This window comes from Longispora fulva (assembly GCF_015751905.1).
Classification (GTDB): domain Bacteria; phylum Actinomycetota; class Actinomycetes; order Mycobacteriales; family Micromonosporaceae; genus Longispora; species Longispora fulva.
In genome coordinates, this window is the sequence record NZ_JADOUF010000001.1 from 1,197,411 (window position 1) to 1,209,882 (window position 12,472).

11 protein-coding genes are annotated in these 12,472 nt (G+C 73.2%); 7 read left to right on the plus strand and 4 right to left on the minus strand.

Features of this window, described 5'->3' with window-relative positions; translation table 11 throughout:
- Positions 1-60 precede the first annotated feature (60 nt).
- The 3 genes from IW245_RS05250 to IW245_RS05260 all read left to right on the plus strand — a co-directional run bounded on the left by IW245_RS05250 (position 61) and on the right by IW245_RS05260 (position 2,706).
- Complete coding sequence (locus IW245_RS05250; protein ID WP_197002065.1) at positions 61-927, plus strand: helix-turn-helix domain-containing protein; 867 nt, start codon at positions 61-63, stop codon at positions 925-927.
- A gap of 75 nt (positions 928-1,002) precedes the next feature.
- Entirely contained in the window at positions 1,003-1,347 is a 345-nt protein-coding gene (locus IW245_RS05255) for a VOC family protein (protein WP_197002066.1), read from the plus strand.
- A gap of 141 nt (positions 1,348-1,488) precedes the next feature.
- Complete coding sequence (locus IW245_RS05260) at positions 1,489-2,706, plus strand: FAD-dependent oxidoreductase (protein ID WP_197002067.1); 1,218 nt, start codon at positions 1,489-1,491, stop codon at positions 2,704-2,706.
- 131 nt (positions 2,707-2,837) lie between these two features.
- Here IW245_RS05260 and IW245_RS42055 read toward each other — a convergent pair whose 3' ends face one another.
- Together IW245_RS42055 and IW245_RS05270 are read right to left on the minus strand one after the other, a co-directional pair.
- A complete protein-coding gene (locus IW245_RS42055) occupies positions 2,838-3,716 on the minus strand; it encodes a pyridoxamine 5'-phosphate oxidase family protein (RefSeq protein WP_197002068.1) in 879 nt (292 codons plus the stop codon).
- 55 nt (positions 3,717-3,771) lie between these two features.
- The gene (locus IW245_RS05270; protein ID WP_197002069.1) at positions 3,772-4,209 is read right to left on the minus strand and encodes a VOC family protein; all 438 of its coding nucleotides are present in this window, start codon (positions 4,207-4,209) and stop codon (positions 3,772-3,774) included.
- Positions 4,210-4,301: 92 nt separating this feature from the next.
- Here IW245_RS05270 and IW245_RS05275 point away from each other — a divergent pair, with 92 nt between their 5' ends.
- On the plus strand, positions 4,302-4,826 hold the full coding sequence (locus IW245_RS05275) for a CGNR zinc finger domain-containing protein (protein ID WP_197002070.1): 525 nt from the start codon (positions 4,302-4,304) through the stop codon (positions 4,824-4,826).
- 4 nt (positions 4,827-4,830) lie between these two features.
- Here the strand turns inward: IW245_RS05275 and IW245_RS05280 are convergent, their stop codons facing one another.
- Positions 4,831-5,841: a magnesium and cobalt transport protein CorA gene (locus IW245_RS05280; RefSeq protein WP_197002071.1), complete on the minus strand. Its 1,011-nt coding sequence runs from the start codon at positions 5,839-5,841 to the stop codon at positions 4,831-4,833.
- Between the two features lie 77 nt (positions 5,842-5,918).
- On the opposite strand from IW245_RS05280, the gene IW245_RS41475 reads away from it, so the two are divergent.
- The 3 genes from IW245_RS41475 to IW245_RS05290 all read left to right on the plus strand — a co-directional run bounded on the left by IW245_RS41475 (position 5,919) and on the right by IW245_RS05290 (position 10,669).
- Positions 5,919-6,050: a hypothetical protein gene (locus IW245_RS41475; RefSeq protein ID WP_267919923.1), complete on the plus strand. Its 132-nt coding sequence runs from the start codon at positions 5,919-5,921 to the stop codon at positions 6,048-6,050.
- An 82-nt stretch (positions 6,051-6,132) separates the two neighbouring features.
- Positions 6,133-8,007: an APC family permease gene (locus IW245_RS05285; RefSeq protein ID WP_197002072.1), complete on the plus strand. Its 1,875-nt coding sequence runs from the start codon at positions 6,133-6,135 to the stop codon at positions 8,005-8,007.
- A gap of 79 nt (positions 8,008-8,086) precedes the next feature.
- On the plus strand, positions 8,087-10,669 hold the full coding sequence (locus tag IW245_RS05290) for a C39 family peptidase (protein WP_197002073.1): 2,583 nt from the start codon (positions 8,087-8,089) through the stop codon (positions 10,667-10,669).
- Positions 10,670-10,940: 271 nt separating this feature from the next.
- Here the strand turns inward: IW245_RS05290 and IW245_RS05295 are convergent, their stop codons facing one another.
- A complete protein-coding gene (locus IW245_RS05295) occupies positions 10,941-12,440 on the minus strand; it encodes an FAD-dependent monooxygenase (protein ID WP_197002074.1) in 1,500 nt (499 codons plus the stop codon).
- Between the last annotated feature and the right edge of the window lie 32 nt (positions 12,441-12,472).

A 12,472-nucleotide genomic window follows, 5' to 3' on the forward strand; every position in this document is an offset into this window, starting at 1 on the left:
CCCCGGCCACACGGCACCATGCCGCCCCGGCCGGGCGGCGGGAGGCGGATACTGACCCGCATGCGCCGTGAGCTGCGGGTCGAACGGGGCGGGTCGGCGGACGCGCGCTGGGAGATGACCGACGGCGCCCCCGGAGCGGGACTGGCCGGCATGGTCCGTACCTACCGCGGCTACGCGGAACGGTCCCCGGCACCCGTCGCCCGGCGCGAGTTCCCCGAGGCACACGTCCTCCTGGTCGTCGGCTTCGGCGACCCGCTACTGGTGTCGGACGCCGCCGGGGGCCACCGATTGACCTCGTTCGTGGCCGGCCCCGGTGGGGGTGTCCGGCGTACGGAGCACTCCGGCGTTCAGGACGGCGTGGAGGTGCTGTTGTCGCCCTGGGGTGCATATCAGCTGTTGGGCGTGCCGGTGGGGGAGCTCGCCGGCAGGGTGGTCGATCTCGCCGGCGTCCTGGGCCGGGTGGGCGTCGACCTGACCGAACGGCTAGCCGGAGCCCGAGCCGGAATCCGGGCCTGTGACTGGGAGGGGCGGTTCGCGCTCCTCGACGAGGTGTTCGCCGGTCTGGCCGCGCGCGGCCCCAGCCCCGACCCGGACCTCGTCCACGCGTACGACCGACTCGCCGGCCGGCACGGCGACCTGGCGATCGGCGAACTCCTCGCGGACACCGGGTGGAGCCGCCGACGGCTCGCTGACCGGTTCAGGGCCCAGACCGGCCTGACCCCGAAGGCTGCGGCGCGGGTGCTGCGGCTGTCCCGGGCACGGGGCCTGCTCACCGGGTCCGGTGACCGGTCGCTCGCCTCGGTCGCCGCGGCGTGCGGCTACTACGACCAGGCCCACCTCCACCGGGACTTCCGGGCGCTGGCGGGGTGCACGCCGACGGAGTACCGCGCGGCCCAGCTGTCCGGCCTGCCGGGCACCGGGGCGTAACAAACGTCCAATACGGCCGCCGGACGCGCACCTATCGTCGGCAGGGACAGCGCCACCACCACCAGGGGAGCGACCATGGGCGGGGAACCAGCCTTCTTCGAGATCGGCGTGCCGGACGCCGGCCGGGCGCGGGACTTCTACGGCCGGCTGCTGCGGTGGACGTTCCCGCCGCAGGGTGACGGCGGCCAGACGTGGGTCCAGACGCCCACGATCCGCGGCGGGCTGCACGGGGACGACCAGGAGCGCCGGATCGACGTGTTCTTCGCGGTCGCCGACATCGAGGCGGCCGTGGCCACGGTCCGCGAACTCGGCGGCGAGGCGGACGACCCGCGCCCGGAGGAGCCGGGCTTCGGCCGGTTCGCCTTCTGCCGGGACGACCAGGGCGTGCGCTTCGGACTGCGACAGCGACCCGCGTCCTGACCCGTCGCCGAGCGCCCGGCCCCTCGCCGCCCAGGCGCCTCCTCGGCGGCCTCCGTGAGTCTCACGGGGCCAGCGGTGGCCGGCAAGGCATCAACCCTTCGTATAGTTGACACTGACTAGTCAGGTCTGAATAATGGGGTCATGACACGGACAGCAATCGTGATCGGCGGCGGCATCGCCGGACCGGTCACGGCCATGGCGCTCCAGAAGGCCGGCATCACGGCGACCGTCCACGAGGCGTACGAGAACGCGGCCGACGGGGTCGGCGGCGCGCTGAGCATCGCCACCAACGGCCTGCACGCCCTGGGTGTGCTCGACGCCGGCGACGTCGTGCCGGCCGTCGGCACCCCGATGCGGGCCATGGTCGTGCGTAGCTGGACGGGCAAGACGCTCGCCCGGTTCGGCGGCGGTCCCGGCGAACCGCCGATCGGCCAACTGGTCTGGCGGCCCGAGCTGTACCGGGCGCTGCACGACGAGGCCGCCCGCCGCGGGATCCGCACCGAGTTCGGCCGGCGGCTCGTCGCCGCGGAGCACGCCGGCGACGGGGTCACGGCGCACTTCGCCGACGGCGGCAGCGCGACCGCCGACGTCCTGGTCGGAGCGGACGGCCTGCGGTCCACGGTCCGTTCGCTGATCGATCCGGACGCGCCCGGGCCCCGGTACACGGGACTGATCAGCTTCGGCGCGAAGGTCGCCGACACCGGGCTCGCCTCCACCCGCGGCGCGATGCACATGGTGTTCGGCAGAAGAGCCTTCTTCGGGTACCAGGTGGACGACGACGGCAGCGGCGGCTGGTTCGTCAACCTGCCCCGCACGGTGCCGATGACGCTGGCCGAGTGCCGGGCGGTCCCGGTCGGGGAGTGGCTGCGGGTGCTGGGCGCGGCGTTCGCCGACGACCGGACCCCGGCTGCGGACCTGATCGGCCGCACCGACCCGGCGGAGCTGCTGGTCGTCGGCCCGATGGAGGACATCCCGACCGTGCCGAGGTGGAGCCGTGGCCGGATGGTGCTGGTCGGCGACGCCGCGCACCCCACCTCGCCCAGCTCCGGCCAGGGCGCGTCCCTGGCGATCGAGAGCGCCGTGCAACTCGCCCGGTGCCTGCGCGACCTGCCGCCGGACCGCGCGTTCGCCGCCTACGAGGCGCTGCGCCGGGCCCGGGTCGAGCGGATCATCGCGATGGCGGCCCGGACCAACGCAGACAAGGCCGCCGGCCCGGTCGCCCGGGTGGTCCGGGATCTCCTGATGCCGACGATGATGCGGCTGATGGCCAGGCCGGAGAGGTTGGCCTGGCAGTTCGGCTACGAGATCGACTGGGACGCCCCGGTGCCGGCACCCGGCGAGGTCCGGGCCCGCCCGTAGGGGCAGCCGCGCCCGGGGCGGCGTCCGCTTCCGGCCGCGCCGGGCCAGGCCGCACCGAGCCGTGCTGCGCCGCACCTGGCCGCGCCGGGCCACGCCAGGCGGGCCGGGCAGCGCCGCACCGTGCCGGGTGGTCAGACCGGGGGATTGAAGCGGTGGAACTCGGGGGCCGACCAGCGCAGCGCGCTGCCCCCGGGCACCTCCACCACCCGCCGGACCCGGAAGTCGACCACCGCCCGCGCGTGCGGCTCCTCCGGCTCCTCCGCCACGGTGGCCGTGCCGGAGAGGTGCAGGAGCGACCCCGTGTCCCAGTCGGGGAACAACAACCCGGCCGAGGAGTGCACCACCAGGTTGCCGAGGGTCATGAACATGCCGTTGCCGACGTACTCCGGCCAGCGCAGATGCCCCGCGTCGAGCACCTGGACGAATCTCGGGAGGCCGCCGCGGTGCGAGGCGTCGGCGTGGCCGTACCCGTCGGAGGTGGCGATGAAGAAGGTGTCGGCGCGCGCGACGGCGGCGCTCTGTGAATCGGTCAGTTCGGTGCCCTCGAGGGCGACCCCCGGGGAGGCGGCCACCGGGTGCGGTTCGCGGCGCTGGATGTACTTCGGACAGTTCGCGACGACCTGGTCGACGGCGATCCGCAGGCCTCGGCCGATCGGCGTGGACCGGCCGTTGACCCGCATCCGACGCCGGGTGCCGGGCTCCAGGACGATCGTCCCGACGCCGGCCGGCCGGCCCAGCGCCCCGGCGAGGGGGTCGTCGGGACCGGGGAGGCCGGCGACCCGCAGGGTCCGCTCGTCAGGGGCGTCCAGGAACCCGGGTCGGCCGGTGAGCATGGTGCTCCACAGCAGGCCGTCGGCGTCCGCGGCGCCCAGGACGATCAGTGGCTGCGCGCGCAGGAAGTCGCGGGCGACGTCGGGAATCGTGGTCCCGAAGCTGGGCGGGTTCGGTTCCCGTCCGGCCCGGGCGGCCATCCGGGCCTGCACCACCCGTTCTCCGTGGTGGTAGCTCACCGGTGCTCCTTCGATGGGGGCCCGTCCCGCCCCGTAGCGGGACGGGCCGGGGCGGCTAGAAGAAGCCGCAGGTCGGGGCCGCGCCGGTCGGTGCGGCGTGCGGGGTGGGGGCGCTCGGTGCGTACACCTCCAGGCGGATGCCGTCCGGATCGGCGAAGAACACGCCGCCGGACTGGGATCCCTCCGCGTGCGGCACGACCCCGTCGTGGTGCAGGGTCGCGTCGAGCTCGCGCAGCCGCGCCTCGACGGCCAGCACCTCCTCGACCGACCCGACCTGGAACGACAGGTGGTGCAGGCCGGGATGGCCCGGGCCGAACTGGCCTTCGCTCTGCTGCCAGAGGGTGACTGCGGTCGTGCCCTCTGGGCCGAGGAACGCCCAGCGCTGGAGGGGGTCCGCGCTCTCCGCGTGCACCTGGAACCCGAAGACCCGCTGGTAGAAGTCCTTGGACCGGTCGAGATCCGTGACGTTGAGCCCCACGTGCCCTGTCTTCATGCCCACCACCTTCTAATGGTTACTGAAGCCGTTACCATTAGAACCCTGCCACAGATTTCTCACGCTCACAAGGGGGCACTACCATTAGTCGGATGGAGAGCGAGCCGTTGGCCGTCGAGTACGCCAACACGCTGTACGCCGTCCGGGGCGACCTCCGCGAAGGCCTGGACACCGCAGCCGCGCTGACCGCCTGGCTCCGGGAGCACGCCGTGGCCGACCTCGACGCGGCCGACCTCGCCCCGTTCGTGGCCCTCCGCGACGCGGTGCGCGACCTCGCCCGGGCCGTCGTCACCGACCAGCCGGCCCCACGAGAGGCGCTGGAGACGCTCAACGCCTCCGCGGCCCGCGCGCCGCGGTGGCCGACGCTGCACGCCGACGGGCAGGTGGTCGAGCGGACCGCCGCCGCGCCGGACCAGGCGGCACTCGCGACCCTCGCCCGCGCCGCCGTCGACCTGTTCGCCGGCCCGGACCGGGCGCTGCTGCGCGCGTGCGGCGGGCCGGGCTGCGTGCTGTTCTTCGTGAAGCGGCCGCCACGCCGGGAGTGGTGCTCGGCGAGCTGCGGCAACCGGGCCAGGGTCGGCCGGTACTACCGCAGGCACCACGCCGCGGAGGACTAGACCGCTAGATCCACCGGTTGCGCTTGAATCCCCGGTACAACGCCGTGGACAGCGTCAGCATCACCGTCAGCATGATCGGATAGCCGAACCGCCACCGCAGCTCCGGCATGTACACGAAGTTCTGCCCGTAGATCCCCACGATCAGCGTGTTGACCGACAGGATCGCGACCCACGCCGTGATCTTGCGCATGTCGGCGTTCTCCCGGCTCTGGATCTGCGCCATGTTCGCGGCCAGCGTCCCGGTCAGCAGCTCGGCGAACCCGTCGGCGCGGTCGGCGACCCGCAGCAGGTTGTCCTCGACGTCGCGGAAGTACTCCCTGGTCCGGCCGTCGACCGCCGCCAGCTCCCCGCGCACGATCCGGCCCAGCGGCTCGACGAGCGGGCGCACGGCGCGCCGGAACTCCAGCACCTCGCGCTTGAGTTTGTACAGCCGCTCCGTGGTGTTGTCGGCCCGGGACCGCGCGGAGTCGAACACCATGAACTCCGCCTCGTCGATGTCGATGCTGATCCCCTGGCCGGAGAGGTTGTACTCGTCGACGATGTGGTCGGCGACCGCGTACAGCACCGCGCCGGGGCCCGAGCGCAGCAACTCCGGGTCGGACTCCAGGCGCCGGCGGACGTCGGTGAGCGGGCTGGCCAGGCCGTGCCGGACGGTGACCACGAACTTGCGCCCGAGGAAGCACATCACCTCCCCGACCTCGATCACCTCGGTCGGGTCGACGTAGCGGACCGTCTTGAACACGGTGAACGCGATGTCGCCGTAGATCTCGAGCTTCGCGCGCTGGTGGGCGTTGACCGCGTCCTCCACGGCGAGCGGGTGCAGCCCGAACTCGGCGGCCACGGCGGCGAGCTGGTCGGTGGTCGGCTCGTACAGCCCGATCCACACGAAGCCGTCGGTGACGTCCTGGGCGCTCTCCAGTGCCAGGTCCAGGGGGATCCTGCCGCCCACGCGGACACCGTCGCGGTACAGCGCGCAGTCGACGATCCCCGCGGGCACGTCCTTGTCGTGACTCATGCTCACATCCCGGTCGGTACGACTAGCCTGGACGGCGGACGGCGGTACCCGCACCACCATACGTAGGGGATCACGCGATGAGCAGAGTCCGGGCGTTCGCGCGCCGACACGCTGTGGTGTTGGGCATCGTGGTCGTGGCCGCCTGGATCGTGGCCATCACGTGGATGATCATGGCGAACCCGGTCCCGGGCGGCGGCAGCCCGGTCTGAGGACGTGGCGTGGCGGACAGTCGCGTAGAAATCGCGTCAAGAACTCTGGTGCTACCGGGTCGCGGGGGCACATCGTGGCGGTATGCAGACCGCCGCCGCACAGACCCTCGAACCCCACGAACCCGGGCCCCACCCCTCTGGTGGGGCAGCCCCGGAAGACCGCGGTGCCGGGGACCGGCACCGCCTCACCGTCCTCGGCGGCCTGTCCGCCCTGTCGCTGGACGCCATGGCCTCCGTCGCCTACGGACCCGAGGCCGTCGTCCTGGTCCTCGCAACGGCAGGCGGGGCCGGACTCGGCTTCACCCTCCCGGTCACGGCGGCCATCGCCGCGCTGCTGGGCGTGCTCGTCTTCTCCTACCGGCAGGTCATCGCGGCGTTCCCCGACGGCGGGGGAGCCTACGCCGTCGCCAAGGCCCGGCTCGGCCGGCGGACCAGCCTGGTCGCCGCCGCCTCGCTCGTCATCGACTACGTGCTCAACGTCGCGGTGTCCGTGGCCGCCGGCGTGGCCGCGCTGACGGCGGCGTTCCCGGCCCTGCTGCCGTACACGGTGGAACTGTGCCTGGTGGTGCTGGCCCTGATCACGGGCGTCAACCTGCGCGGCGTCGCGCACAGCGCCCGGGCGTTCATGCTGCCCACGGCCGTGTTCGTCGGCTCCGTCGTCCTCGTCATCGTCGTCGGCCTGTTCCGCGACGCGCCCGCGGCCCCGCCGCTGGAGCAGGCCGGCACCCTGCGGACCGTCGGCGTCCTGCTCCTGCTGCGCGCGTTCGCCAGCGGCTGCGCGGCCCTGACCGGGGTGGAGGCGATCGCCAACGCCGTGCCCTCGTTCAAGGCGCCCCGGATCCGGCGCGCCCAGCACACCGAGCTGGCCCTCGGCGGCATCCTCGGGGTGCTGCTGATCGGCCTGGCCGTCCTGATCACGAAGTTCGACATCCGGCCGGTCGACGGCACCACGGTGCTGGCCCAGGTCACCAACGCCGCCCTCGGCCACGGGGTCGGCTTCTACGCCGTGCAGGTGTCCACCACGGTCCTGCTGGCGCTGGCCGCCAACACCTCCTTCGGCGGCCTGCCGGTCCTCGCCCGGCTGCTGGCAGCCGACCACTTCCTGCCGCACGTGTTCGCCCTGCGCGCCGACCGCCAGGTGTACCGCTACGGCGTCGTCGTCCTGGCCGTCGTGTCCGCCGTGATCCTGGTGCTCGCCGGTGGCGACATGAACACCCTGGTGCCGCTGTTCGCGATCGGCGTGTTCGTCGGGTTCACCGTCGCGCAGACGGGCATGGTCCGGCACTGGCTGGCCCACCGGGTACCCGGATGGCGGTGGAAGGTCGCCGTCAACGCCGTCGGCGCGGCCCTGACCGCCGTGGCCACGGTCGTGACCCTGGGGGCGAAGTTCGCCGACGGCGGCTGGATCATCGCGGTGGCCCTGCCGCTGCTGGTGGTCGGCTTCCTGCGCGTGCACGCCGCCTACGCCCGGATGGGCCGCCGCCTCGGCCTGGGCGTCATCCCCGCGCCGCCGCGCGGCGGCACGTCCCTGGTCGTGGTCCCGGTGCACAGCGTGTCCGCGCTGAGCAAGGAGGCGTTGTGCGCCGCGATGTCCCTGGGCGACGAGGTGGTCGCCGTGCGGGTCGTGTACCCGGACGAGCCCGCCGACATGGTTCGGTTCCGCGCGGAGTGGGAGGCCTGGCACCCGGACGTCACCCTCGCCCTCGTCGACGCCCCGCACCGCGACCTCGGCCGGCCGCTGGTCGACTTCCTCCGCGCCCAGCGGTCGGGTCGGCGGGTGTTCGTGCTCGTGGCCGAGATCGAGCCGGAGCACCTGTGGGAGCGGGTGCTGCGCAACCAGCGCGGCGCGGTGATCGACCGGGCGGTGCGCCGCGACACCGACGCGATCGTGTGCCGGATGCGCTACCGGCTGGCGCCCCCGGAGCCGGCGAAGGCGGTCCCGCTCCAGAGAACGTAGAGAAACCGTCCAGAACCCGTACTGTGGACGGTCCTAGTCTCCTCGCGCACGTCACCCCGACGCGCGTGAGAGGACAGCCATGGCACGAGGAAGAACCGTGGGGCGCTGGTGTGTCGCCGCCCTGGCACTGGTCGCGGGACTGCTCCCGACGGCGGGGGTCGCGTACGCCGCGACCCCCAGGACCGCCCCGACGAGCGGGGTGAACGCCATCGGCGTGCTCGCCGACTCCGACCCCAACCAGCACGGCTGCTCGGCCGGGATCGTCGACAGCCCCCGGGGCAACGTGATCGTCACCGCCGCGCACTGCGTGTACGGCAAGTCGGCGCTGGTGTTCGCGCCCGGCTACCACGACGGGCAGGCCCCGTTCGGCGTGTGGAAGGTGGTGAGCGCGTTCGTCTGGGACGGTTGGAAAACCAACCAGGACATCAACGGGGCCGGTTCACCCTATGACTACGCCTTCCTGGTGGTCGAGTCGCACAGCGGCAAGAGCGTGCAGCAGACCGCCGGGGCGTCGCTGCGGTTGACGCCCGACACGGGCCTGCCGGAGGACATCTCGATCTTCGGGTACGCCTCGGCCGGCAACGCCAACTACCAGAACAAGCCGTACCGGTGCGACAGCTCCGCCGACCTCGACGGCCAGTTCTGGATCACCACCCAGTGCCTGGGCATCCCGGGCGGTTTCAGCGGTGGCCCCTGGGTCCGCCGGGGCACCAACGACCTCGTCGGCGTGATCGGCGGCCGGGGCCAGAACCTGCCCGACACCGACGCCCGCAACTACAGCGTCCGGTTCGACAGCCGGGTCCGCGCCCTGTACGACCGGGCCGTCAACGCGCCCATCCCGCCGAGCACCGGCAACAGCGGCAACCTCGGCTACCCGCTGGGCGACGGCGCGCTGTGGAAGCACGCCGACCTGATCGCCAACGGGTACTTCACCGGCGGCTCGCCCTTCGGCTCCCGGCACATGGACATGATCGTGAAGTGGAGCGACGGGGAGGTCACCCTCTACCAGGGCAGCGGGAGCTCCGACCCGGCGTACCCGTTCGTCGGCGAGACCCAGCTGGCGGCGCCCGGCGGCCTGTGGACGCACGCGGTGACGATCGCCGCCGGCAACTTCGGCGCGGCTGGCGACGGCCTGATCGTCCGGTGGAGCGACGGCGAACTGACCCGCTACACCACGGTGGACCAGGGCGGGTTCCACGACGAGGTGCAGCTGGCCGCGCCGAACGACACGTGGACCCACGCGAAGCTGATCACGGTCGGCGAGTACAACGGCTACGGCCGCGACGACGACCTGCTCGTGGTGTGGACCGACGGCGAGGTGTCGCTGTACTCCAACGTCACCGCCCTGGGCATCGGCGAGGAACACCAACTGGCCGCCCCGAACGCCACCTGGACGCACGCGGTGGCCCTCACCTCGGTGCACGCCGCCGGCTACGACCTCGCCGACCTGATGGTCCGCTGGACCGACGGCGAACTGACCATGTACGGCGGGGTGAACACCGGCGGCCTCGGCCAGGAGATCCAGGTCCAGGCGCCCAACTCGCTGTGGCAGCACGCCACGGTCATCGCCGGCGGCGCGTTCACCGCCAACGCACTGCCCAACGACTTCGTCGTCCGGTGGAGCGACGGCGAACTGACCCTCTACCAGGGCGTCAACTCCGCGGGCCTGCACAGCGAGACCCAGTGGGTCAACCCGAACGGCTCGGCGTTCCAGATGAACACGCCGCCCACCCCGGCAGCCCCGGCCCCGCAGACGGCGTGGGACACGTCCACCCCGCCGTCCGACACCGCCGACGTGCTCTGTGCCGACGGGGGCACGGCGTCGCGGATGGAGTACAAGGTCTGCCTGTTCCCGAGCGGCGGCACCATGCGCGCCCGCGGCTTCGTCTACTCGCCCGGCCGGCACACCCACTCCGTCACCGTCACCCTCACCTCCCAGCTGGGCGGCAACAAGACGGTCAGCTGCGGGGAGTTCATCAACACCGGCGGCTACATGTCCTGCAACACCGGGGACGTCACCCGGGCCATGGGGCCGGTCAAGGTCACGGCGGACTTCGTCCTCGACGGGGCCGCGGTGCCGACCCTGCAGCTCAACGACCTGCAGGTGATCGGCAAGAAGCAGGAGTCCGACGCCAACTACTGCGGCCCGGCGAGCATCCAGACCGCCCTGGCCACGATGCGCTACACCCCGCCCAGCCAGGCGGTCCTGGCCGGTCAGGCCGGTACCGGCGGCTGGGGCACCCTGCCGTGGGACATGGCCAGCACGATCAACCGGAACATGACCTCCCCGCCGGCCGGCTTCACCCAGTACGCCTGGGCCGGCTACGACGAGCAGGGCGTCGGCCTGATGAAGGGCATGGAACACGTCCAGCAGCGGATCGCGGCCGGCCAGCCCGCCGTGCTTCTGATCAAGGCGGGGCTGCGGCCCTGGGCGCCGTCGTCGGACGGGGCGACCCGGCACTACATCGTCCTGTACGCCGCCGCGTCCAACCACACGCCCGGCGAGCCGACCGAGTGGTCGACCACCTCGTTCATGGCATGGGACCCGGCGATCGACCCGGCGACGTCCAGCCCGTTCCACAAGATCACGGTGCCGCAGCTGGTGGCGGCCTCGCAGATGGCCGGCACCCCCGACCAGGTCACGGTGATCAGCGCGCAGTGACCCTGGTGCGGTGACGGGTGGGGCGCCGGGCCGGGCGCCCCACCCGTCAGCGTGCGGCGACCGCGCGCGCCTCCCGTCAGCGTGCGGCGACCGCGCGCGCCTCCCGTCAGCGTGCGGCGACCGGCCGCGGGCCCTTCCCACCCAGGGCCTGTGTTTGTCGGTTCACCCCTGAACCCTCTTTCCGAATACGGCGACACCTCACCCGGCATCCGTCGGTCGTTCGCGGCCGGCCGGCACGGGCGTCAGCCACATGTGGCCCAGGAGGGCACTGTCAGGCCGACGCGTAGCCCAGTAGGGCGGCGAGTGCCGGGGCGAGCCGGTCAGGGGTGTCGCCGGCGCGCCAGCCCACGAACCCGTCCGGTCGGACCAGCAGCGCGCCCCGTGCCGGGATCTGCGGCAGGTCGACGGCGTGCGCGGCGACCCCGGCCCGGTCGGCGGCGTCGAGCCACGCGTCGTCGGCGGTCAGGACCGTGAACCGGGACCCGACCAGGTCGAGCGTGGACACCCCGTCGGCGATCCACGCGTGCGGGACGCGCGAGCCGGGCGCGCCGTCCAGGTCGAGTGCGACGTCCTCGGTGGAGGGCAGCGCCGGCCGCGGGTCGATCACGGCGCCGGACGCGTACCGGTATCCGGCGTGCACGACCGGGGCGTTGAGCGCGCCGACCCGGGCTCGGCCGGCGGCCCCGCCGGGACCGCGGTCCCAGTGCAGGGCGGGGTCGGCCAAGCGGAGGACCGCTTGCTCCAGTGTGACCAGCGCGACGGGTCGGCGCTCGGCGTCGTAGCTGTCCAGCAGCGCCGGTGCCGCCTCCCCGCGCAGGACCAGGGCGAGCTTCCACGCGAGGTTGTGCGCGTCGGCCACGCCGGTGTTCATCCCGAAGGCGCCCAGCGGGGGTACGGCGTGCGCCGCGTCCCCTACCAGGAACACCCGCCCGGCCGTGAACCGGTCGGCGACCAGGCCCCGCATCCGCCAGGGCAGGGCGCTGACGATCTCCAGTTCCAGGTCGTCGACGCCGAGCGCGATGCGGATCAGATCGGCCCTGGGCGCGCTGTCCCCGGCGGTGTGCAGGCACCACTCCGTCGCGCCGTCGACCGTGACCAGCATGCCAGTCGCGTCCGGGTGCGTCAGGGTGCACGTGGCGAAGCTGTGGCCGCCGAGCAGCGCCGTGAGATCGGCGCGGAACAGGGTGTTGGTCATCGGCTCGCCGAGCTCGCCGGGGCCGGAGGCTCCGATCCCGAGCGCGGCCCGCACCCCGCTGCGGGCCCCGTCGGCGGCCACCAGGTAGTCGGCCCGCACCGTCCGGCCGTCGGAGAGGACGGCGGTCACCCCGTCGGCGTCCTGCTCGAAGGAGGCCAGCCCCACGCCGTACTCCACGCGTGCGCCCCGGTCGCGGGCGGCGGGGAGTAGGACGGCGTCGAGGCGGCTCTGCGGGCACGTACCCCTCAGGGTCACGGGGGTGTAGGTCATGTCGGCGGTGAGCCGGGCGCGGGTCGGGCCCGGCGGCCGGCCCGGCAGATCCGCCTCGGCCAGGGTCCGGGCGGTGACCTTGCCGAGGTTGCTGCCGGCCATGTCGACGGCCACCGCGTCGACGGCGCCGTCCAGGCCGACCTCGCGGAACAGCTCCATGGTGCGGAAGCCGACCCCCGTGGCCCTGGGGTGCACCTGGGGTCCGGACGCGCACTCCACGAGGTGGACGTCGACCCCGTGGTGGGAGAGGAACACCGCTGCGCTCAGACCGACCGTGCCGCCGCCGACTACCAGAACCGTGCTCATGGTTTCCCCCTCAAATGTGGGAACACTGTTCC

Bases quoted from the DNA above. Each gene is read 5' to 3' on its own strand.
- IW245_RS05250 (WP_197002065.1), top strand. From the start codon at position 61: ATGCGCCGTGAGCTGCGGGTCGAACGGGGCGGGTCGGCGGACGCGCGC.
- IW245_RS05255 (WP_197002066.1), top strand. From the start codon at position 1,003: ATGGGCGGGGAACCAGCCTTCTTCGAGATCGGCGTGCCGGACGCCGGC.
- IW245_RS05260 (WP_197002067.1), top strand. From the start codon at position 1,489: ATGACACGGACAGCAATCGTGATCGGCGGCGGCATCGCCGGACCGGTC.
- IW245_RS05270 (WP_197002069.1), bottom strand. From the start codon at position 4,209: ATGAAGACAGGGCACGTGGGGCTCAACGTCACGGATCTCGACCGGTCC.
- IW245_RS05275 (WP_197002070.1), top strand. From the start codon at position 4,302: ATGGAGAGCGAGCCGTTGGCCGTCGAGTACGCCAACACGCTGTACGCC.
- IW245_RS05280 (WP_197002071.1), bottom strand. From the start codon at position 5,841: ATGAGTCACGACAAGGACGTGCCCGCGGGGATCGTCGACTGCGCGCTG.
- IW245_RS41475 (WP_267919923.1), top strand. From the start codon at position 5,919: ATGAGCAGAGTCCGGGCGTTCGCGCGCCGACACGCTGTGGTGTTGGGC.
- IW245_RS05285 (WP_197002072.1), top strand. From the start codon at position 6,133: ATGCAGACCGCCGCCGCACAGACCCTCGAACCCCACGAACCCGGGCCC.
- IW245_RS05290 (WP_197002073.1), top strand. From the start codon at position 8,087: ATGGCACGAGGAAGAACCGTGGGGCGCTGGTGTGTCGCCGCCCTGGCA.
- IW245_RS05295 (WP_197002074.1), bottom strand. From the start codon at position 12,440: ATGAGCACGGTTCTGGTAGTCGGCGGCGGCACGGTCGGTCTGAGCGCA.